At 61.6% G+C, this 21624-nt stretch carries 16 protein-coding genes; 11 read left to right on the forward strand and 5 right to left on the reverse strand.

Going from position 1 to position 21624, the window contains the following annotated elements:
* The first annotated feature begins 33 nt into the window (after positions 1-33).
* The 10 genes from LDN70_RS09480 to LDN70_RS09525 all read left to right on the forward strand — a co-directional run bounded on the left by LDN70_RS09480 (position 34) and on the right by LDN70_RS09525 (position 15579).
* Entirely contained in the window at positions 34-1074 is a 1041-nt protein-coding gene (locus LDN70_RS09480; RefSeq protein WP_223942420.1) for a family 43 glycosylhydrolase, read from the forward strand.
* A gap of 380 nt (positions 1075-1454) precedes the next feature.
* A complete protein-coding gene (locus tag LDN70_RS09485) occupies positions 1455-2582 on the forward strand; it encodes a serine hydrolase domain-containing protein (RefSeq protein WP_223942421.1) in 1128 nt (375 codons plus the stop codon).
* A 128-nt stretch (positions 2583-2710) separates the two neighbouring features.
* Positions 2711-3619 (forward strand): 3-hydroxyacyl-CoA dehydrogenase family protein, encoded by a 909-nt coding sequence (locus LDN70_RS09490; RefSeq protein ID WP_223942422.1) that lies wholly within the window; start codon positions 2711-2713, stop codon positions 3617-3619.
* A gap of 73 nt (positions 3620-3692) precedes the next feature.
* Positions 3693-6512 (forward strand): family 78 glycoside hydrolase catalytic domain, encoded by a 2820-nt coding sequence (locus tag LDN70_RS09495; RefSeq protein ID WP_223942423.1) that lies wholly within the window; start codon positions 3693-3695, stop codon positions 6510-6512.
* Positions 6509-8008: a glycoside hydrolase family 43 protein gene (locus LDN70_RS09500; protein ID WP_223942424.1), complete on the forward strand. Its 1500-nt coding sequence runs from the start codon at positions 6509-6511 to the stop codon at positions 8006-8008. Before LDN70_RS09495 ends, LDN70_RS09500 begins: the two co-directional genes overlap by 4 nt.
* A gap of 13 nt (positions 8009-8021) precedes the next feature.
* Complete coding sequence (locus tag LDN70_RS09505) at positions 8022-9770, forward strand: DUF5605 domain-containing protein (RefSeq protein WP_223942425.1); 1749 nt, start codon at positions 8022-8024, stop codon at positions 9768-9770.
* A 98-nt stretch (positions 9771-9868) separates the two neighbouring features.
* Positions 9869-11164, forward strand: a complete 1296-nt coding sequence (locus tag LDN70_RS09510; protein WP_223942426.1) for an MFS transporter — start codon at positions 9869-9871, stop codon at positions 11162-11164.
* 73 nt (positions 11165-11237) lie between these two features.
* Positions 11238-12980 carry a DUF5605 domain-containing protein gene (locus LDN70_RS09515; RefSeq protein WP_223942427.1) on the forward strand — a complete coding sequence of 581 codons (1743 nt, stop codon included), beginning with the start codon at positions 11238-11240 and terminating at the stop codon, positions 12978-12980.
* A gap of 75 nt (positions 12981-13055) precedes the next feature.
* The gene (locus LDN70_RS09520) at positions 13056-14798 is read left to right on the forward strand and encodes a D-apionate lactonase family protein (protein ID WP_223942428.1); all 1743 of its coding nucleotides are present in this window, start codon (positions 13056-13058) and stop codon (positions 14796-14798) included.
* A gap of 25 nt (positions 14799-14823) precedes the next feature.
* Positions 14824-15579, forward strand: a complete 756-nt coding sequence (locus LDN70_RS09525) for an SDR family NAD(P)-dependent oxidoreductase (protein ID WP_223942429.1) — start codon at positions 14824-14826, stop codon at positions 15577-15579.
* A gap of 148 nt (positions 15580-15727) precedes the next feature.
* Here the strand turns inward: LDN70_RS09525 and LDN70_RS09530 are convergent, their stop codons facing one another.
* The 5 genes from LDN70_RS09530 to LDN70_RS09550 are packed head-to-tail and all read right to left on the reverse strand — an operon-like array spanning position 15728 to position 20437.
* Positions 15728-16588, reverse strand: coding sequence for a phosphogluconate dehydrogenase C-terminal domain-containing protein (locus LDN70_RS09530; RefSeq protein WP_223942430.1), 861 nt, complete (start codon positions 16586-16588; stop codon positions 15728-15730).
* 1 nt (position 16589) lies between these two features.
* A complete protein-coding gene (locus LDN70_RS09535; RefSeq protein WP_223942431.1) occupies positions 16590-17402 on the reverse strand; it encodes a sugar phosphate isomerase/epimerase family protein in 813 nt (270 codons plus the stop codon).
* A complete protein-coding gene (locus LDN70_RS09540) occupies positions 17399-18223 on the reverse strand; it encodes a triose-phosphate isomerase family protein (protein WP_502773808.1) in 825 nt (274 codons plus the stop codon). Before LDN70_RS09540 ends, LDN70_RS09535 begins: the two co-directional genes overlap by 4 nt.
* Positions 18207-18677 (reverse strand): ribose-5-phosphate isomerase, encoded by a 471-nt coding sequence (locus tag LDN70_RS09545; RefSeq protein WP_223942432.1) that lies wholly within the window; start codon positions 18675-18677, stop codon positions 18207-18209. Before LDN70_RS09545 ends, LDN70_RS09540 begins: the two co-directional genes overlap by 17 nt.
* Positions 18674-20437 carry a dihydroxyacetone kinase family protein gene (locus tag LDN70_RS09550; RefSeq protein WP_223942433.1) on the reverse strand — a complete coding sequence of 588 codons (1764 nt, stop codon included), beginning with the start codon at positions 20435-20437 and terminating at the stop codon, positions 18674-18676. The genes LDN70_RS09545 and LDN70_RS09550 overlap by 4 nt, the downstream gene beginning before the upstream one ends.
* 303 nt (positions 20438-20740) lie before the next feature.
* Between LDN70_RS09550 and LDN70_RS09555 the strand changes: the two genes are divergently transcribed.
* Positions 20741-21484, forward strand: coding sequence for a FadR/GntR family transcriptional regulator (locus tag LDN70_RS09555; RefSeq protein WP_223942434.1), 744 nt, complete (start codon positions 20741-20743; stop codon positions 21482-21484).
* The last annotated feature ends 140 nt before the right edge of the window (positions 21485-21624 follow it).

A 21624-nucleotide genomic window follows, 5' to 3' on the forward strand; every position in this document is an offset into this window, starting at 1 on the left:
CTGGGACCAGCGACAAGCACGGAAAGAGAATCGATGACGATGTATAACAGCATCCGTCCAGGTCAGCCTTGGATTGACTCGAACGGTAACCGCATTCAGGCACACGGTGGATCGATGCATGTGGAAGACGGCGTTTTCTATTGGTACGGCGAGAACAAAGAGCGGACGCTTCCAGGTAGCGGCATCTGGCATTGGGGGGTTCGTGCTTACTCGTCCACCGATCTCTACAACTGGGACGACAGGGGCCTGATCATCCCGCCTGCGGAGGACGACATGGGATCACCCCTGCATCCCACCCGCTTCATGGACCGCCCCCACATCATCTACAACAGTCACACCAAGAAGTACGTCTGCTGGCTGAAGATTATGGAAGACGGCGCCCAACGGTCCACTATCCTCACCGCCGATTCATTCCTGGGGCCATATGAAATAGCGAAAAGCGGCGTCAAGCCACTTGGCATGCATGCTGGCGACTTCGACTTGGTTATTGAGCCAACTGATGGAAAGGCCTACTACTACTTCGAGCGCGTACACAGCGAATTGGTATGTGCCGATCTCACCGAGGATTACACCGACGTCACGGGCTATTACTCAACGCACTTCCATCACCCGGCGCCACCATATGTTCGGGAGGCGCCGGCTCACTTCAAGCGTGGAAGCATGCACTATCTGGTCACCTCCGGAACCACTGGCTATTTCCCCAATCCCTCAGAGCTGGCCAGCGCTCCCTCCTATCACGGACCTTGGACGGTTCTGGGCAACCCCCACGTTGATGACAAAAGTGAAACCTCCTTTCGGAGCCAGATCAGCTGCGTCTTTAAACACCCCACCAAATCGGACCTTTACATTGCCATGGCCGATAGGTGGCGGCCAGACCTCAGTCCTGAAGATTCCGACGCCCGCGGATTGTTTGAACGGCGGTTTGCCGGTACTCCATACCCCGATGACGTTCAAGAAGACTTCAGCGTTATAGACACCTCGCAATCCGACTACGTTTGGCTCCCCTTCGCATTTGATGGAGATGTTCCACGGCTGAAATGGGAGGACGAATGGCGGATAGAGGATTTCGACTAGCCAAGAGCGGACCGACAGCTTGGCATCATGGGAGCTAGCCCGGCGTGGCGTCAAGGGCCGAGACCTCTGCTCTCGACTTGTGTCACATCTTCTATTTCGACATTGGAAAACCTTCGTATGCCAGGCCACCCGTGAGAACGCTGGCCTTGCGCCACGGCCAAGCGAAGCTCGGCTTGTAGGCCCGGAGTGGGACTGGATGCTCCGCCGGGATCCCTTCGGGTTCGAAGACAACACCCCGTATCCGTTCGATCATCCAAGCGATCACTTTCAATGAACCAGGCCCCTGAAGTTGTTGACCTAATGGGGCTCTGGACGGTTAGACTTGATTCTAACTAATGACATACTGTTCACACTATCGAAATACTCAATGAGGAGAAGGAATGGGAACCACCCCCAACTTTGTAGCGCCGGGCTTCGAGGGCGTTGCTTCAGCGTTCTTCGAGACTATTCCCGAAGGGCGACGAGCGGGTGCCGCTCTGTCCGTTTGGAAGGACGGCGCCGCTGTTGTCTCGCTGGCAGCCGGCACGGCTGACGGGGGTAACAGTCCCTTCAGGAACGACACCCTTATTCCTGTTGCTTCCGTGACCAAGGGCCTGGCCTCTCTGGTGATTGGTCGCCTGGTGGAGCTCGGGAGGATGCCTTCCTACGATACTGAGATCGGCGAGTTCTGGCCCGAGTTCGCCGCCCACGGCAAGGGAAAACTGTCAATTGGTGACGTCTTGGCTCACCGCGCCGGCCTTTCGGCCCCACGGGAGGCTTTGCCTAAGTCCGTCTATCTGGACTCCATCGCGACCGCGGACGTCCTCGCCGCCCAGGAGCCTCTGTGGACACCCGGCGAAGGTCATCAGTACCACAACATCACCCATGGTGCCCTCACTGCAAAGCTCGCGTTCCTCGCGACCGGGCGTTCCCTTGGCAGCTTGTTTGCCGAAGAAATAGCCGGGCCTTTGTCCGCCGATGCTTGGATCGGGCTTCCTGAGGAGTACGACACAAGAGTCGCCACGATGGTGCCCGACCCATTGCCCCCGGCACCGGCCATGTCAGTCCCTAATTCCTACTGGTTGGAGCGGGCCGTAAATCTGGGCTCCGGAGTGGGTTTCCCGAACTTGGTGGAGTCCGCCGACGGCCGACGCGCCGAGATGCCAGGCGTCAATGGTTTTGCTACTGCTGAGGCTGTTGCGAAAATCTATTCTGCTGCAGTTGTGCCAACCGAAGGGGTCCGCCTACTTTCGGATGCGGCCGTAGACGACGTTCGCAAGCCGCGCAGCAAGGGGGAGCCGGTTTTCGGAGGTCAGCCGCCGTACCAGGCCTTTGGCGCGGGAGTCATGGTCCCCTCGCATTGGGACCCCTATCTGACCGAGTACTCCTTCGGCCACGACGGCGCCTTGGGCCAGGTGGCCTTCGCAGACCCATACTTCAAAGTCGGCTTCGCATACTTCACCAATCAAGCTGGCGACTGGGAACGCGGTAAATCTGTGACGACAGCGTTGTGGCGCGACCTGAACTGACCCTCCAGCAGCCCTTCCTCGTTCGACGGCAAACCGGCGATGCGCAGGCAGGTCTGACCCGACGGGCGTCTCCCCGTGGGTATTCAAACGAGTAAGAAAAAATGACTTGACGATCGAAAGAGGTTCGGATGACGCAGGAAGCACATGCCCAGCCACCTATCAGCACGATTGCAGTAATTGGCGCCGGGACCATGGGCCTGGCCATCGCCCGGCTCTTCGCGAGCACCGGACGCAGCGTACGCGTTTACGATGCGCGAATTGCGGATTTGCCGGAATTCCCTGGCATCGAAGCCTGCTCAGACCTGCCTTCTTGCCTCGCAGGTGCAGACATCATTTTTGAGGCCATTTCCGAACAACTGAGCGCCAAGCAAGCACTCCTCCGACAAATTCAGGAACTAGTGGGTCCTGTGCCTGTGGCATCCAATACTTCCACCTTTCGTCCAGGCCAGCTGGCTGAAGGATTGGTTCACCCGGAGGCCATACTCGTTGCACATTTCTTCCACCCGGCAGACATTGTTCCGCTCGTGGAGTTGGTGCCGCATGCCACGACCGCTTCATCTGCACTGACGCTAACTCGGTCGCTTATTGCAGAAGCAGGCAAGGTAGTGGTGTCCCTGAACCGCGAAGTTGACGGTTTCATCGCTAATCGGTTGCAGGCAGCACTCATCCGTGAAGCTGTGTGGCTGCTTCGACAAGGAATAGCGTCCGCTGAAGAGATCGACGCAGCCGTCGTTCATGGCATCGGACCCCGGTGGGCACTTGCAGGTCCCTTTGAAGTCATGGACCGCGGAGGGCTCAACATATGGCAGGCAGTAACAGAGCGCCTTTTTCCGCTTCTCAGTGTCGAGGCTTCAGCCCCGAAGGAAATTTTGGTTCACGTTGAGCGAGGCGAGCTGGGTGCGAAATCCGGGCAGGGCTTCTACGCATATGACGCCCACTCGGCATCGCCGATGAGCCGATTGGGCGCCGTTCTGCTTGCTGCCTCAACACCAGTCCCGTCCAAGGATCCGGCACCAACTGAGTTCCGGTCAGCTTAGAAATTGCGGACACCACCCTAGGGCCTTTGACACCCAAGGTCTGCGTTCAACTCAACCCACGCTGGAGACTTCTATGGCAATGGCTGCCGCTCCCGATGCCCCTCGCTTTGAGCACCGCACGGACCCAGGTCCTGTCCTCGGTCTCGGTACAGGGGCGCCCCGGCTCTCATGGTCGGTACCGCACGCCGAGGTCGGCTACTCACAGACAGCCTACGAGTTGGAGATCAGCCGGGGTGGGCTCGTCCAGGTGTACAGCATCGAAGGCTCCGAGCAAGTACTGGTTCCGTGGCCCGCGCCCGATCTTTCCTCCCGTGAGTCCGCCGGGGTGCGGGTTCGTGTCAGCCATAATTCGGACTGGAGCGAATGGAGCGAGCGGTCAGTCGTTGAAGCCGGACTCCTCAATGCCAATGACTGGGTGGCCGACTTCATTAGCCCAGTGGGCATCGGAGGGCAGGACATGCCTGCCCCCATTCTGACCGGAGTACTTGATGTGCCTGCCCAAGTCAGTAAAGCCCGCCTTTACGCGACCGCCCATGGGATCTACACCGGTACGTTGAACGGGAAGCCGATCGACGACAGCGTTCTGGCTCCAGGATGGACCTCTTACGACCACCGACTTCGTTACCACGCCTACGACGTCACAACTTTGATCCGTCAAGGTACCAATAACTTGGAGATGCTGCTTGGCAACGGCTGGTACCGTGGCCGGCTAGGCTTTGAAAACAAGCGCGCCCTATATGGCGACCGGCTGGCAGTGCTCGCCCAGCTTGAGGTCACGACGGTCGACGGCGGCACATACGTCCTGGCTTCCGACGGCTCCTGGACAGCCCGGGAGAGCAGCATCCTTACCGATGACTTGTACGACGGACAGCGGACCGATCTCAGGATCCGCAACTCCGGCGAGAGCCCGGCAGCTGGAACCGTCGAGGTCGTTAATGCTGACCTTTCACGGCTGGTCGCCGCCCAGGGACCTGCCGTGCGCCCCACCGAAGTCGTCCCGGCGCATGCTGTTTTCACCTCACCCTCAGGGCGGACGCTGGTGGACTTTGGCCAGAACGTTGTCGGCTGGATCAGGCTAAGGGCCCGCAACCTGCCCGCCGGGAGCGAGGTCGTTGTCCGCCACGCGGAAGTCCTCGAGAACAATGAACTTTGCACCGAACCCCTGCGAACGGCCAAGGCAACGGACTCCTACATCGTTGCCGGGTCCACCGAGGAAACACTCGAGCCTTCGCTCACCCTGCATGGCTTCCGCTATGCGGAGGTTACGGGTGTTCCTCAACTCACGGCTGGAGACATTGAGGCCGTTGTTGTCGGATCTGACCTGCGACGTACCGGGTGGTTCTCTTCTTCCAACGAACTACTCAACAGATTCCACGAAAACGTTGTGTGGAGCATGAGGGGCAACTTTGTGGATGTCCCCACTGACTGCCCGCAGCGTGACGAGCGCCTCGGCTGGACGGGTGACATCCAGGTTTTCGCACCGACGGCTTCGTTCCTCTTCGATACCACCGGTTTCCTCAACTCCTGGCTGGCCGATCTTGCCGCCGAGCAACTGCCGGACGGTTCCGTACCCCACGTCGTGCCCGACGTCATCCATTCGGAGTACACCAATGCCCCCACCGCCGCGTGGGGTGACGCTGCAATACTCGTTCCTTGGACGCTCTACCAGCGGGCAGGCGACAAGCAAATTCTTGAGCGGCATTTCAAGAGCATGTGTGCGTGGCTGGACAGGGTTGCCTCGCTGGCAGGCCCTGACCATCTGTGGACGGGAGGTTTTCAGTACGGCGACTGGCTGGATCCCAGCGCCCCACCCGAGGATGCGGCTCGCGCCCAAACAGATCCCGACGTCGTGGCCACGGCCCACTTCGCGCGCTCCGCCGAGGTACTCAGCAAAGCAGCTGCGTTGCTTGGACGCGACCAAGAAGCGGCACGCTACACCAAACTGGCCGAGGAAGTCCGGGACGCCTTCGCCCGGACTTTCGTGACCCCTGCCGGCAGAATCCTTTCGGACAGCCAGTCGGCCTATGCAATGGCCTTGGAATGGGCGTTGCTGCCGACTGAAGAACAACGGGCGGAAGCCGCCCGACGTCTGGCCGATCTGGTGCGCATGAGCGGGTTCCGTATCAGCACCGGATTCGTCGGCACCCCACTCGTATGCGACGCCCTTACATCTACGGGACATGTGGATACTGCCTACCGGCTTCTGTTGCAGACAGGCTGCCCATCATGGCTCTACCCGGTCACCATGGGGGCGACCACGATCTGGGAACGGTGGGACAGCATGCGGCCTGATGGCAGCGTGAACCCGGGCGGCATGACATCCTTCAACCACTACGCCCTGGGCGCGGTCGCGGACTGGATGCACCGGAGCGTGGCCGGCCTGGCGCCTGCCGCGGCCGGCTACCGTGAACTGGTGGTTCATCCATACCCGACGGCGGCTCTCACCTCTGCGTCCGCCAGTCACCTGACCCCTTACGGGGAAGCCGCTGTTCGCTGGGAGCGCTCCAACGGGCGGCTGAAGTTGGACATCAAGGTGCCGGTGGGCGCCACAGCGCAAGTTCATGTTCCAGGCGCCCCGGAACCGGAAACAGTGGCGCATGGCGAGTACACATGGGACGTTTTCGATCCCACGACAGCCTCGGAGGGCGCAGCGACCGAAACCATCCGCGACGTGCTCGACCACATGCCTGCCGCGTGGTCGGCTGTGGTGGCTGCCGCCGTCGAAACCGGCGTCACCCCCGGGGGCGAAGCGCAGGCGGCAGATAAAATCAGCCGGCACCTCAACGAGCCAGCCAGCACCTTGGGAACTGTTCTGGCCCCGGAACCGTGGGTGGATGCGCGGGTTCCTTTGCAGCGGCGCGTAGCCGAGATCCTCGCTGAGGCGCGTTCATGACCGCCTTTACAGGCGGCGGGAACTCTGCTTTCCAGCCTATTTTGCCTGGCTTCCACCCTGACCCAACGATCTGCCGGGTAGGCGGAGACTATTATCTGTCAACGTCAAGCTTTGAATATTTCCCCGGCGCACCCATTTTCCACAGCCGAGACCTGGTGAACTGGTCGCAGATCGGCCATGTCCTGGGCCGCAGGAGCCAATTCCGCTTGGGTGATCCCCGGCCTTCGACAGGCATTTATGGATCTACGCTGCGCCACCATGACGGTATGTTCTGGTTCATCACCACCAACGTCAGTGATTACGAATCCGGCCAAGTCTTAGTGCACGCAAAGGATCCGGCAGGGCCGTGGAGCGATCCCGTCTTCATTGACGGCGCAATCGGCATCGACCCGGACCTGTGCTGGGACGATGACGGTACTTGCTATCTGAGCTGGAAGGCCATGAGCTTTACCGAAGGTGAGATTGGCATTCTCCAAGCGCGCTTGGATACCGCCAGTGGGCGACTCCTGAGCGACCCGTATCCGATCTGGCAGGGGACGGGTATGGGGGCCGTGGAGGCCCCCCACCTTTACCGCGTAGACGATTTCTGGTATCTGCTGCTCGCCGAGGGCGGCACCGAGCGAGGACACTGCGTCACGGTCGCCCGCAGCGTAAGGCCATCCGGACCGTTCGATGCCTGCTACGCAAATCCCGTTTTCACGCACCGCAGTTCGATCCACCCGGTTCAAAACGTAGGACACGCCGATCTTGTACAGACACCGGAAGGGGAGTGGGCCGCCGTGTATCTCGGTGTCCGCCCTAAGGGCCCCACTCCGGGCTTCCACGTCCTTGGACGCGAGACGTTTATCGCGGGTATTGATTGGATTGATGGATGGCCGCACTTTGACGAGGACCGCTTCGACGTCCCTGCAGCTGAGACAGCATTTACGGAGAATTTCGCCACCGGGGAGCTGGACGCCCGGTGGGTAGTCCCCGGCGGCGAGCCTGCCAGCATTACAGCAACGGATTCCGACGGCGGCATCCGGCTTAAGCCGCTGGCCGACGGTACTCCGGGGCTGCTCTGCACCCGGGTACAGGACTTCCATTGGACGGCGGACGCCACCATCGAGGCAAGTGGCAGCCTCGTGCTCCGCATCGATGACCGCTATTGCTTTGGCCTGACCTGCGGCGACGGGAAGGTCCGGGCTTGGGCGCAGTTGGGTGAGATCCGGCACGAAACCGGTTCGGCCGACCTTGCTGCGGGCAGCCCGGTGACGCTCCGCCTGCAGAGTGTGCCCGCGTCTTCGCCCACCACGCCCCTTGGCCACGGCGGACCGGACGAGATCGTACTGTCCGTCGTCGAGCATTCCAAGGCCCGTGAACTCGGCAGACTGGACGGCCGCCACCTCTCCACAGAAGTCGCTTCAGGCTTTACGGGGCGGATGCTGGCACTTCAGTCGACGGGCCCCGAGGGCAAATTTATGTCTGTCAGCTACACACCCGACTCTCTGCAGTAGAAAGACCACCATCATGCCATTTACAAAGAACGCTACGCTGGCGGACGTTCTCGCCGACCCACAAGCTTCAGCCGTACTGGACCACCATCTTCCGGGGTTTCGGACGTGGAACGACTGGACACTCTCGCCCCTTGCGAAGCTGGCGGAGGTTACAGGTTGGGCCAGGGGAATCGGAGGGACGGACCCTGACCTTACCGCACTGTGGGAGGACTTGGGATCTCTTGAATCGTCGCCCGTAGTCAATAAGATTCCCGCGGCCCCTCTGGGGCCCCAGCCGGATTATGACGAATCCGGCTGTGTAGGTTCCCGAGCCGTCATCGACTCCATCCCCTCCGCTCAGCAATGGGGTGTTGCAGAGGTCGTTCTGAAGGGGCCGTCCCATGGAAATCCCTTCACAGCCGTGGAGATCCATGCGACGTTCCGATGCGGCAGCGCCTCGGTGCAGGTCGGTGGCTTTTATGACGGAGACGGCGTCTACCGCATCCGATTCATGCCGCCGACCCCCGGCCAATGGGCTTTCAAGACCAGCTCCAACGCTTCCTCACTCGATGGCATCGCCGGAACGGTTGACGTAACCGGGCGGCATGACGGAAACCATGGTCCGGTGGTGGTGCGGGACACGTTCCATTTCGCCTATAAGGACGGCACCCCTTACCTCCCGTTCGGGACCACAGCCTATGCGTGGACCAATCAAACTCAGGAACTGCAGGACCAGACGCTTCGAACACTGGCAGAGTCTCCGTTCACGAAGATCCGCATGTGCGTTTTCCCGAAATCGTATTCCTACAATGCCAACGAACCCGACCATTACGCCTACGCCCGGAACTCTGACGGCAGCTGGGACTTCACCCGCTTTGACGTAGCCTTCTTCCGCAACTTGGAGCAGAGAATTCTAGGCTTGCAGCGCCTGGGCATCGAAGCGGATCTGATTCTGTTCCATCCTTACGACAGGTGGGGCTTCTCGGATATGCCGGCGTGGGCGGACGATTTGTATCTCAGCTATATTGTGCGCAGGCTCGGCGCCTACCGCAACGTTTGGTGGTCGTTGGCCAACGAATACGACTTTATGCAGACCAAAACGGACAATGACTGGGAACGGTTTGCCGCCGTGGTAGGCCGGGAGGACCACGCAGGGCACCTGATCTCTATCCACAATGGGGCAAAGTTTTACGACTACACCCGGCCGTGGGTCACGCATTGCAGCATCCAGCGGACGGATAATTACCTCTCGGCGGAGAACACGGATTCATGGCGGAATCAGTGGGGTAAGCCGGCAGTCATTGACGAGGTCGGCTATGAGGGGGACGTGGCCGAGGGCTGGGGCAACCTCAGCCCGCAGGAGATGCTCCGCCGTTGCTGGGAAGGCGCCGTCCGCGGCGGCTACGTGAACCACGGCGAGACATACCTCGATGAGGATGACGTGATTTGGTGGGCCAAGGGGGGCACCCTCAAGGGACAGTCGCCAGCCCGGATCGGCTTCCTCAGCCGGCTCGTTGCCGAATCACCCAGCGGAAGGTGGGACCCGCTCCCGGGCGACTGGGACTCCCGGACGGGAGGCGACGAAGATCACCGCGTCATCTACCTCGGGCTGGGTCGCCCCAAGTTCCGTTCAATCTTAGTACCGGCCGGATCTGCCTGGCATGTGGATGTCATTGATACCTGGAACATGACAATCGATACGTTGTCGGATCCGGTGGAGGGGCGGGTGGTGGTCGATCTGCCAGGGCGGGAGTACATCGCCATCCGAATCCGTCGCGCATAAACCATGTGACATAAAATTCGACATCCCGATAGCCCCCGTTGGGCTTCTGATCCGCACCACTTCGCGGCAGAAACACCAGTCTGTTGTGAGGAACCAGCATGGCGCCAAAACTGAAACAAGGCCAGGACGAAAAGCAACTCCCGGCCCAGCAAAGCAAAGGGAACTTCCCTTTCGTTGGGCTTGTGGTCCTCTCTGCTGGCATTTTTACTTCGATGGCCACCGAATTCCTGCCGGCCGGCCTGATCCCCCAGCTATCCGGGGATTTTGACCGCTCGGTGTCCGAAGTCGGAAATCTCATCACGGTCTTCGCGTTGACAGTAATTGTGACGGCCGCACCTCTGGCCGTGCTCACCCGCCGGATTCCACGTAAGGGAATGGTCCTGGGCTCGTTTGCCGCGATTGGCGCGGCCAATCTGCTGACCGTAGTTGCGCCGACGTTTGAGGTTCTGCTTGTTGCCCGTGTGCTTGGTGCCGTAGCGCATGGTGCGTTCTGGACCGTAGTAGCGGCCTATCCGGCGCACCTCGTTCGTCCCTCCCAGCTGGGCAAGGCCACGGCGATCACAGCGGCCGGTGGTTCGGTGTCCGGCGTAGTCGGCATCCCGCTCGGCAATGCCCTGGGGCAGGCCTTTGGCTGGCGGGTTTCATTCGCCGCTCTCGCTGTGCTCGTGTTGATCGTTTTGGTGTTGATGATCCGCTTCCTTCCAGCCATACCCGGGCAATTGCCCGCCCGGACAAGCAAAGAAATGGTCCGTGACAGGCAGGACAAGAGCCTGCCGGCCATCCTGATGATTTGTCTTCTCATCCTGCTTGTCGTTGCGGCGCAAAACGGCTTCGGAACCTTTCAGGTGGTGTGGTTACTGGACGTCGCCCACTTCGCGACCGGCGCCATCCCTGTTGTTCTCCTGGCCGGAGGAATCGCCAGCGCGGTCGGAGTCGCCGTGGTGGGCGCACTCTACAGCCGGTTCCCGCGGAGATTGCTCCTCTGTGCGCTGACATTCATGGTTGTCATACTATGCACTGTTCCGGTGGCCGCGGCCAGCGGTGCAGAAGCCATTGTGTGGATTCTCGTCATCCTGATGGGGGCAGTTTTCGGAGGCATACCGGTCATGCTTCAAACCCGGATGATGTGGTCGGCTTCTCCCCACAGCCGTAACCTGGCGGCGGCCCTTCAGACCACCGCATTCAACGTCGGCATCGGCGGAGGGGCATTCTTCGGTGGGCTCGCCCTGGCGGGAACATCCTTGGCATTATTGCCCTACTGGGCTGCCGGCGGCATGTTCTTGGCCTTGCTCACGGCTGGCATCTGGGATAGCTACGGCCGCGTGGTCGCTAGAAGACTGGCCCGGAATCCTAACGGTGCACACGGAGAACCGGATGCTCCAGCCGGCCGATGAACAGCCCGGCCCGTTCACCTAGTCACTGCCCAACGTAACGTCAACCCGAACACACTGGAAAGGACCGCTCTCCATGCTTTTCATGGACGATCAAACCAAGACCCGCGAGATTCTCGAGGACGAAGCGGGCCGGAACGCGCTCCGGATGGCACTTCCGGCCGTGGTGGACAAACCCGCGAAGTTCGGCGGCGCACTGGAGCTTCCCATCGGCGCCCTGGCCACCCTCTTCCGCGTCAAGGAAAGCATCCAGGCTGAGCTCTGGGAACGGCTGGCGAGTATTCCTGCGAAAGAACGTACCGAGCCACTTCCCGTCAAGCCCAATCCGGACTACGAGGGACTGGACGTGCCCACCGCTTCGGCCGCCATCTCCGCACCGACGGCCGGGAGAGTCAACGCCACGCTGGAAATAGTCCTTGGGGGACCATCGCATGGCAACCCCTTCACCGACGTCGAATTGCGCGCGAATTTCAGGCTCGGAGACATCGAACTGGGCGTAGGCGGCTTCTACGACGGTGACGGCAGGTACGTCATCCGGTTCCTTCCGCCGAAAACCGGAACATGGGAGTTCCGCACTCTATCAACGGCCCGTTCCCTGGACGGACACGCCGGCACCATCACGGTCGAGGCATCCTCAGCACACGGACCGGTCCGAGTCGCTGAGACCTTTCACTTCGCCTACGACAACGGCGAGGTCTACCGCCCGGTCGGCACCACTCTCTACGCGTGGACCCATCAAAGCCAGGAACTTCAGGAACAAACCCTGTCCACGCTGGCGAAAAGCGCCTTCACTAAGGTCCGCATGTGTGTCTTCCCCAAGGCATTCATCTTCAACGACAACGAGCCTGAGTTGTATCCCTTTGATCGGGACGGCGACAACTGGGACAGCACGCGATTCAACCCGGCATACTTCCGCCACCTGGAAAAGCGGATACGTGACCTGGATGACCTGGGAATCCAGGCCGATGTAATTCTCTTCCACCCTTACGATCGCTGGGGTTTCCAGGATCTGGGCAAGGCCGCGGACGACCGATACGTTCGCTACGTCGTCCGGAGGCTGGCAGCCCTTCCGAACGTATGGTGGTCCCTGGCCAACGAGTACGACTTCATGACCACCAAACGGCGCGAAGACTGGGAACGATTCGCACAGATCGTCACCGATGAAGACCACGCGGACCACCTGCTGTCCATCCACAATGGCACGCGCATGTACGACTACTCAGCAGAGTGGGTAACCCACTGCAGCATCCAAAAGGTCGACTATTACAAGACCGCCGAACAGGTCACCGACATGCGGGAACAATGGGGCAAACCCGTGGTCCTCGATGAAATTGGCTATGAAGGCGACTTGGAATATGAGTGGGGAAGCCTGTCAGCAGTGGAAGTCGTCCGCCGGGCCTGGGAGACAACCCTCCGAGGCGGCTACTACACCCACGGCGAGACGTACTACGACGACAACGACGTTCTCTGGTGGGCCAAGGGCGGAAAACTGGTAGGACAAAGCGCCGAAAGAATCGCATTCCTCGACCGTCTCATCGGAGAATCCCCGACCGGTCGGCTGGAGCCCATCCTACGGATGTCACCAACACCTATAGGCGGCATTGAAGGCCAATACGAAATCCATTATCAGGGCTATAGCCAGCAACGATTTCAGACAGTTGATATCCCAGACGCCCATACGGCGAAGGTTGACCTCATCGACACCTGGGCCATGACCATCGAGACCCTTCCCGGGACTTTCAGTGGGGGACAACGGATCGAAATGCCCGTCCGTCCTTATATGGCGCACCGGCTGCGGATTGAAGCGGCCGCATCTTGAGCAGGAACAGGGTTGCAACCACTGCCGCAGGCGCCCATTGTGAGGATCCAGCCATCCCAAGCAGAAAGTCCGATAATGCTTGCTGAGAACAGGTCCCGGCTCCTTGACCCTACCCAGTCGCTCGCCCACGGACCTTGGCGAGTTCTATTGCGCGGGGACGAATTCGCCGACATTTCATACCGTGATCGCCCAGTCCTTAGGGCTATCCGGGCGGTCGTCCGGGACCATGACTGGAGAACCCTGACCGCCCGCATCGAATCTGTCACCGACTCCCACGAAGGGGGAACCTTCACCAAAACCCTCGAAGTCAGGTTTGCAGGTTTCGGAAGTGAGTACACGGCCGGGCTGATTCTCCGGGCATCCGATAACGAACTTACTGTGTCCTTCGACGGCAGGGCGACCCAGGATTTCAGCAGCAACCGCATAGGCCTGGTAGTGCTTCACAGGCCCGATGACGCTGGCCGGGATATCACCGTCACGTCACCGGAGCACACTGTGACCAAAAGCGCCTTTCCCACCGACATCAGCCCGCACCAGCCCTTTACAAATATCGCCGCCATGAGCTGGGAACGGGACGGAACCACCTTCCGGCTGGACTTCGCGGGAGACGTCTTCGAAACCGAAGACCAGCGAAACTGGACCGACGCTTCCTTCAAGACGTACAGCACCCCGCTTTCCCGGCCCTTCCCCGTCAGTGTTCGCGCCGGCGACCGAACCCAGCAGAGCATCCGGCTCAGCGCCAAACCCTGGACGGCGAACACAACCGCGGCACCACGGCCGTCCATGCCCGAGGTGCTGACCGTGCGGAAGCAAGCCCGTGGACGCGTGCCCGCCTTGGGCACTTCCGCATCCTCATCAGCGATCAATCTTCCCTCAGTACCCGGCCTTGCCTCCCTGATTGTCGAAGTTCCGGGCAATAATCCCGCGACGGCCGCAGAGGTGCTGGCCCAAGCGGGACGACAGGCCCAGCAGTTGGGAACTGCACTTGATGTGCGGATCGTTGGGAAAGCAAGCGCAGAGATCCGCTCTATCGTGGGCCTTCTCCCTCTGGAGAAGGTGGTCCGGGTAGGAGCCTTCAGCTCCAAGGAGCACGTTACTGAGCCAGAGTTATGGCAGCAATTGCAAGCTACGGCAAAAAGCCGTGGATTCACCGGCACGCTGGTGGCTGGCACACGTTCCCACTTCACAGAGCTCAACCGACGACCGGACTCCATCCGGCTAGACGCCGATGAAATCACCTACAGCATCACGCCGCAAATGCACGCCACTGAAGTGCCGCATATGGTTGATAGCCTGCCCATTCAACGGCTGACAGCGATGAACGCCCTCAGGCTCGGATCCGGCAGACCACTTCACGTAGGCCCCGTGACGCTGAAGGCTCGCTTCAACGCCGTCTCAACCCGAGGCGCATACGACCCCGCAACCTTGGAAGTCATGACTACTGACCCTCTGCAGGCGGATGAGTTCACCGCCGCCTGGCTCCTGGGCAGCATTAACGCCCTCACCGTGCCAGGGGTCGAATCCATCACCTACTTCGAAGCCAGCGGACCCCGAGGTCTGATCACCGCAGAAGGAACAACTACACCCGCGTTCGAGATCTTGGCAAAACTGGCAACCCTTCGCGGTGCTGATGTTCTGCACGTCGAGGGTGACGTTCCCGGCCTCGTGCTCTACCCGGTGGCATCGGAAGACGGCATGGTGCTGTTCGCCGCGAACCTCACGGCAGAGTCGCTGAAAACCGCGGCAAAACTTGAAAACGGCTATCCGCGGAGCTTTGATATTTCACCGTGGTCGGCAGTCACCAAGCCACTCAGCTGACTCAAACACAAGAAAGAGGAACACGATGTCCAATAGGCTTACAGGCAAAACGGCTATGGTCACGGGCGCGGGATCCGGCATCGGCCTGGCAGTAGCGCAGCGCTTCACCGCAGAAGGAGCCCGCGTCTACTTCGCAGATATCAACCTGGAAGCGGCCGCGAAAGCGGCCACAGCTACGGGCAGCGACATGGCGACCGCAGTGGCCGTTGATATATCAGACGAGAAGAGTGTGGAAGCAGCCTATGCCGCCATCGCGGCCGACGGTGGCCTGAACATAGTGGTGGCCAACGCCGGCGTCCAACTTTTCGGGCAGGACACCAAAGTGGGCGATCTGCCGTTGGAAGTCTGGGAGAAAACGGTCGCGGTCAACCAACGCGGGGCTTTCCTGACCCTGAAGCACGCAGTGCGTGCCCTGCAGGGCAGGGGAGGGTCCATCATCTGCACCGGCAGCCCGACCGCAGTCGTAGCATGCGGTCAAACCTTCACCGCTTATTCCAGTTCCAAAGCCGGCGTTCACGGACTGGCACGGGTGGTCGCAGCGGACTACGCCGAAGAAGGCATCCGAGTGAACACCGTAGTCCCCGGATATACCGAGACACCTTTGGTGCAAGCTATCGCAGACGACCCTGCCAGCCGCGCGGGCCTGGTAAATTCCACCATGCTTGGACGGGCAGGCGCAGCTGCGGATGTCGAAGGAATCATGGTCTATCTCGCCAGCGACGAATCAGCGTACGCCACAGGGGGTCTCTTCACCGTCGACGGCGGCCTCACTGCCCTATGACAGCAACAGAGCACCCGCTTAGCTCGTTGCAGTAGCGAATTCGAATGAGGGAAGGCTCCCAACCCGTGGGGTTGGGAGCCTTCCTTACAGCCAAGCAGAGTGCAGACCTGACGGCGTTTCAGTGGCAACGGCCTGCCTTATAGGCTCACTACCGCCTGACTGCGTCCAGCTTGAGCATCTTGGCGATCACGCCGTCGAGTTCGGAGTCGTCGAAGATCTTCTTCCAGTCGTCCTTGATGATGGTGTCCTTGCCGTACTGGATGGCGATTTCGCAAGCCTCGGAGAACGGGTTGGATCCCCGCAGGGCGTTGGTAAGGGCGATCTGCACGTGGCCGAACAGCATGGCCTTGGCGGCTTCCTCGGGAACGCCGGCGGTGTGGACGGTCTCGTGGAGGGCTTCGTTGAGGAGGGTGCCGATCATGCAGGCCACGGTCTCAACGAGGGTGGGTTCCAGGATGGCGAGTTGCTTGACGGTGACCCAGTGAACGTCGATCACGGGTGCGTAGATGGTGCGGATGACTGCTTCGGCTACGTCGCGGGTTGCTGCGGGTGCGTCGTCGTCGATTGCGGAGACCACGTTCTGCGGGGCGCCTTGGCCGCCGAAGGTGTCGGCCCATTCTTCTTTGGTGGTGCGCTCCAGGAACACGGACGGGTGGCAGGGGTGCGCGACGGCCTGGACGACGTCGTCGCGCTTGGCCAGCAGGCCCGCATAGGCCGCGGCCGGGTCAAGGGTGAGCAGGATCGCACCGGACTTCAGCTGCGGGACGACGCCTTCGGAAACGATGCCCAGGACGGTGTCCGGAACGGCGAGGATCACGACGTCGGCGTTCTTGACGGCGTCGTCGGTGGCGGTGATCTCGCGGCCTTCGGCGCGGACGCGTTCCTGGCCGGCGGGGGAGTTCTCGCTGTAGAAGACGTTGTGGCTGGACTTCTGGAGGTTGCGGGAAACGCGCATCCCCATTTTGCCACCGGCTCCGACAACGGCGACGGTCAATCGTTCTGCTGACATTTCACTTGCTCCTTAGGTAATCGAGGCTTTGTTGGGTCCACTGGTTTTCGAGGCGGATGGTCTCAGCTTCGGAGTCCTGCCACGGCAGCCAGTGCTCCACGATTTGGTTGATGTTTCTTTCTTTGGGCTGGATCTTTTCGATCATGTAGTCGTAGTCGAGAAGGCCTTCGCCCAGGGGTGCGCCCGAGTACGTGAACCCGACCCATCCCTGCTTGCGGCTGAACATAAAGTCTTTGATGTGCATGTTCAGGACGAAAGGTGCGACGGCGTCAATCACCTGCCGCGGCATTTCCAGCGCGGCCACGGTGTTGGCGGGGTCGCTGCAGATTCCGAGGTAGGGGCTGTTGACGCGGCGGACCACGTCCAGGATCTGCTCCGTGGGGACCTGTTCGTAGGTCTCCACGGCGATCCGCACCCCGGCTGCCTCGTAGTCCGGCAGGACGTCGGTGAAAATCCGGGTCGCTTCTTCGTTGTCCGGGGTGTGGCCGGGGACGTTGAACATGGTCCGCAGCAGATCCGAGCCCAGCGCCTGGGCGATGTGCAGGAACTTTCGAAGGTGTTCCGGGCGGATGCCTTTCGTCCCGACCTCAAGAGTGATGCCCAGTTCGTCAGCCGTCCTACGGACGGCGGCGAGCTCGTCGTCGTTCATCTTTTCCAGCGGTGCGTAGTCGCAGATCTGGAAGAGGGTCACGCCCAGGTCCGCCGCGCTTCGGAGGGCGTCATGAATGCTTAGTGGCTGGCTGACTTGGTCCGAAAGCTGCCAGAAGAAGGCATAGCTGCTGAGGCCGATCCTGCTGTGCGAGGTGCCGTTCATGCTGCCACCGCTTTCGCGGCCAAGCGCGCGGCGGTCTCGTCCAGGATGGTCTTCAGCGCTGCCGGGTCGTGCGCGAAGCGGCCCAGGAACAAGCCTGCGACGGCGGTGTCCAGTTCCGTGATGAGGCCCGGTCCGGCGCTGCCGCCGTAGATGACGCGGCTGTCTTCCTGGCCCGGCAGGGAACGAAGGTGCTCGTCCAGTCCGCGGACCACGGCGCTGATGTATTCCGGTGTTGCAGGTTCCGGGGCGCCGATGGCCCATTGCGGCTCGTAGGCCACGATGGTCCGGCTGGTGGGACCGAGCGTTCCGGCGCGGTTGAGGACGGCGTCGATTTCGGCTGTGCACTGGGCGATGGCTTCCTCGGGGGAGCCGGCGTTCAATTCGCCGACACACAGCACCGGGGTGAGCCCGTTGCGGTAGGCCGCGGCGGTCTTGAGCCCGATAATCCGGTCATCCTCGCCGAAGATCCGGCGTCGTTCGGCGTGGCCAACCTCTACGTAGCGCCCGCCGAGTTCGGCGACGGTTTTGCCGCCCACTTCACCGGTGTAGGCGCCTTCGTCTTCCCAGAAGATGTCCTGGGCTCCGGTGCCGACACCGGCAGCGCCCAGGATTCGGGCCGCTTCGGGCAGGACCGGGAGCGTGGGCAGCACGAACAGTTCGATGTCGCCGCTCACCACTGCCGGATGCTTGCAGGCGATGGTGGCGATGTCGCGGCAGTAGTCCACGGAGCGCTGGTAGCCGAAGTACATCTTCAGGCTCACGCCGATCACTGCGCGTGGCTGCTGGGAGGCCGCGCCGGCGGTCTTAGCAGGAAGTGACACCCTCGTAGTCCTTAATCAGTGTGACTTTCTCGGCCGAGGCTGAGGTTTCGTCAAAGGTGTAGGTGAGCCATTCCTTGGCCAGACGGCGGGCCAACTCCAAGCCAACGACTCGCTGGCCGAACGTGAGGACCTGGGCGTTGTTGCTCAGGACCGAGCGTTCCACGGAGAAGGAGTCATGGGCGGTGACGGCACGGATGCCGGGGACCTTGTTGGCGGCGATCGCCACGCCCAGGCCGGTGCCGCAGACCAGTAGTGCCCGGTCGGCCTTACCTGCGGCGATCAGTTCAGCAGCGGCGATGGCTACGGACGGGTACGGAGTGTGGCTTGCGGCGTCCACTCCGACGTCGGTGACGGATTCGACCAGGCCGTTCGCTTCCAGGTCGGCTTTGAGTGCTTCCTTGTACTCGAATCCGGCGTCGTCCGATCCTATGACCAGGCGCAGTTTGGTGCTCATGCTGTTTCCTTTACTCGTGTACTCGGTGTGGCTGTTGTATCCGCGAAAGTGCTGTGGATGGCCCGCACGATCAAAGCCATGGAGACGGCCCCGGCGTCGGGGGTTCCGAGGCTCTTTTCGGCGTGCGGGCGGGCGCGGCCCATGAGGGGCAGCAGATTGACGGTCGCTTCGGCGGACTGTTCGGCGATGGTGGCAGCGGCGCCCCATGCTTCCTGAAGTGTTGCTCCGCCCTGAACGGCCGCGGTGAGGGCTTCGCTGAAGGGGGACAAGACGTCCACCAAGGTTTTGTCGCCCACCTTGGCCTTGCCGAAGTCCATGATGGAACGCTTCGCTTCGGCCACACCTGCGGCCACTGCTGCGGCGTTGGGGACGTTCGTGTCACCGACGGATTGTCCGACGGCGCGCAGGGCCATGCCCCAGAGGGCACCCGAGGTGCCGCCGGCTTTGTCTGCCCAGGCGTCGGCGGCCAGGCTCAGGGCGGTCCCTGCCCCGGCACCGCGTTCGACCGCGTCTGCCGCAGCAGCAACGGCGGCGTGGATTCCACGCTCCATGCCGATCCCGTGGTCACCGTCGCCGGCTATCGCGTCGATCCTCCCCAGTTCGTTCACGTTGGCATCAACCACGGCTTTGGCTGCTTCAAGCGCTGTAAGGATCCGTGGTGCTGCTTTGCGGGAGACATCGGAGGCAACAGGGATGGAGCGCTCGGCTTCCTTGCTCCCGGCGGCGAGTTCGTCGGCGTCGAGCGCTTCAGCGCTGACCGCACCGCGGCGGAATGCCGGGGCGTCCGCGGGTGCGAGCCACAGTTCTTCCAGCTCGGAGTCCAGCCAGAACAGTGTGAGGGAGGTGCCGGCCATGTCGAAACTGGTGACCAGCTCGCCCACCTGCGGGTCCACAGTCTCAATACCGGCCTCGGAAAGGAGCTGGGCCACACGGCGGTAGACCACGAACAGTTCCTCATACTTCACGCTGCCGAGGCCGTTGAGAATGGGGACTACCCGTGCACCCTGGGTCTGAAGCCCGTCCGGAACCTCGGCGAGGAGGTCCTTGACCAGCAGTTCGGCGAGCTCATCGGCCGTCGGGATGTCAGTCTCGCCGATGCCGGGCTCGCCATGGATGCCCATGCCCACGGCCATGCGCCCTTCGGAAACGGAGAAGAGCGGGTGGTCCGCGCCCGGGAGGGTGCAACCGGTGAACGCGACGCCGAAGGAGCGGGTGCGGTCATTGGCGCGCTCGGCGATCTCCACTACAGCGTCTATGGAGTAGCCGGACTCAGCGGCGGCAGCTGCAACTTTGAAGACCGTCAGGTCCCCGGCGATCCCGCGGCGTTTGTGCTTCTCGGCCAGGGGTGCGGAGGAGATGTCGTCCGTGACCGCGATGCTCCGGCAGTCGATGCCCTCGCCGCGGAGTTTGTCCTGGGCCTGGGTGAAATGCAGGACGTCCCCGGCGTAGTTGCCGTAACCCAGGAGGACGCCGCCGCCGTTATCAGCTGCCTTGGCTACGTTGTAGACCTGCTGTGCCGAGGGGGAGGCGAACAGGTTGCCCATTGCCGCGCCGTGGGCGAGGCCTTGGCCTACCAGCCCAGCAAACGCAGGGTAGTGGCCGGAGCCGCCGCCGATGACCAAGGCGACCGAGTCCGGCGTCGAACGTGTGTTGCGGGCAACACCGCCGGAGACGCGCCGGACCCACCGGCCGTGCGATGCGACGAAGCCTTCGATCATTTCATCAGCGAAAGCTGAGGGCTCGTTGAAGAGGCGGGTCATGGGTATCTCCTGGGCGTACTGAGAGGTGTGAAGGGGTGGTTGTGGTGCTTCTAAGACTCCGTGTGCTGTCCTGCGCCGGCGGATCCAAAGACGTTGCCCAGCGGGGCGTGAAGACATGGCGCATCGCCCTGCACTGGATGCGCTGGGCTGGTTCCTGTCATCGCCGCCGGCGAGGATCCGAAGAGGGCGACGCTGGTGATCCAACCATATGACTGGATGATAAATTGGTCAACCGGTTGACTAATATACCGATCGAGGTGGCTTCTGCGCCGCCAGGGGTAATCCGGTTGCTACGCTGTGAAGATGTCAGCGAAGTCCGCCGCAGCAGCGGCCAGTATGACGGCAGCTCTAGCTCCCATGGAGCAAGGCTCCGTTGTGTCCGAGGTAGCGGAGCGACTCCTTGCCTACTTCACCAGCGGGGACATCGCGCCCGGCACCAGGCTCCCGGCCGAGCGCCAGCTGGCGGCCTCACTTGGTGTTGGACGATCCGCTGTCCGCGAGGCACTTGCTGCCTTGGAAATCCTCGGGATCGTTATTGTCCGACCCGGCTCAGGGACATACCTGCGGGACGGCGTCTCCGAGCTCTTGCCGCGAACCCTGAGCTGGGGACTCATGCTGGGGGAGCCCAGGACCCGGGAGCTTGTCGAGCTCCGGAGTGGACTGGAGGTCCAGGCTGTGGAACTGGCTGCGGCCCACGTCACTGACGGGGCTTTGGAGCGGATGCGCGAGGACCTTGTGATGATGGAGGAGAATCTTGGTAATCTTGCGGCGTTCGTCGAAGCCGACGCCGCTTTCCACCGAGAAATCGCAACTGCCTCAGGCAACAGAGCCCTGGAGGAACTCCTGCAGAGCATCCGGTCATTGCTTCGCATCTGGGTTGACAGGGCACTGACCGACAAAGGCCACGCAGAGGCTGCCCTCAAGGAGCACAGAGCAATCTATGAGGCCCTGTCATCCAGGGACCCTACAGCCGTTTCACAACACATGCGCTCACACATGACCACGGCGTCACAGCGACTGCTCGCTGGCTTCGACGCCAACCAATAAGCCATGCCGTCACCCGAGGCTGCCTGTCCGGGTGGCCTCCAGGCGCTACACTGCGCCGCTACTCCTGCTGCACCTCGACATTCCGGCGGAATCTCCCGTGGTCGTGGATCGTGAACCTGCGGGCCGAACTGGCCGAACTT

Origin of the sequence: Arthrobacter sp. StoSoilB22, assembly GCF_019977315.1 — a bacterium.
Classification (GTDB): domain Bacteria; phylum Actinomycetota; class Actinomycetes; order Actinomycetales; family Micrococcaceae; genus Arthrobacter.

Coding starts and splice junctions, on each gene's coding strand:
- LDN70_RS09480 (WP_223942420.1), top strand. CDS start 34: ATGACGATGTATAACAGCATCCGTCCAGGTCAGCCTTGGATTGACTCG.
- LDN70_RS09485 (WP_223942421.1), top strand. CDS start 1,455: ATGGGAACCACCCCCAACTTTGTAGCGCCGGGCTTCGAGGGCGTTGCT.
- LDN70_RS09490 (WP_223942422.1), top strand. CDS start 2,711: ATGACGCAGGAAGCACATGCCCAGCCACCTATCAGCACGATTGCAGTA.
- LDN70_RS09495 (WP_223942423.1), top strand. CDS start 3,693: ATGGCAATGGCTGCCGCTCCCGATGCCCCTCGCTTTGAGCACCGCACG.
- LDN70_RS09500 (WP_223942424.1), top strand. CDS start 6,509: ATGACCGCCTTTACAGGCGGCGGGAACTCTGCTTTCCAGCCTATTTTG.
- LDN70_RS09505 (WP_223942425.1), top strand. CDS start 8,022: ATGCCATTTACAAAGAACGCTACGCTGGCGGACGTTCTCGCCGACCCA.
- LDN70_RS09510 (WP_223942426.1), top strand. CDS start 9,869: ATGGCGCCAAAACTGAAACAAGGCCAGGACGAAAAGCAACTCCCGGCC.
- LDN70_RS09515 (WP_223942427.1), top strand. CDS start 11,238: ATGCTTTTCATGGACGATCAAACCAAGACCCGCGAGATTCTCGAGGAC.
- LDN70_RS09520 (WP_223942428.1), top strand. CDS start 13,056: ATGCTTGCTGAGAACAGGTCCCGGCTCCTTGACCCTACCCAGTCGCTC.
- LDN70_RS09525 (WP_223942429.1), top strand. CDS start 14,824: ATGTCCAATAGGCTTACAGGCAAAACGGCTATGGTCACGGGCGCGGGA.
- LDN70_RS09530 (WP_223942430.1), bottom strand. CDS start 16,588: ATGTCAGCAGAACGATTGACCGTCGCCGTTGTCGGAGCCGGTGGCAAA.
- LDN70_RS09535 (WP_223942431.1), bottom strand. CDS start 17,402: ATGAACGGCACCTCGCACAGCAGGATCGGCCTCAGCAGCTATGCCTTC.
- LDN70_RS09545 (WP_223942432.1), bottom strand. CDS start 18,677: ATGAGCACCAAACTGCGCCTGGTCATAGGATCGGACGACGCCGGATTC.
- LDN70_RS09550 (WP_223942433.1), bottom strand. CDS start 20,437: ATGACCCGCCTCTTCAACGAGCCCTCAGCTTTCGCTGATGAAATGATC.
- LDN70_RS09555 (WP_223942434.1), top strand. CDS start 20,741: ATGTCAGCGAAGTCCGCCGCAGCAGCGGCCAGTATGACGGCAGCTCTA.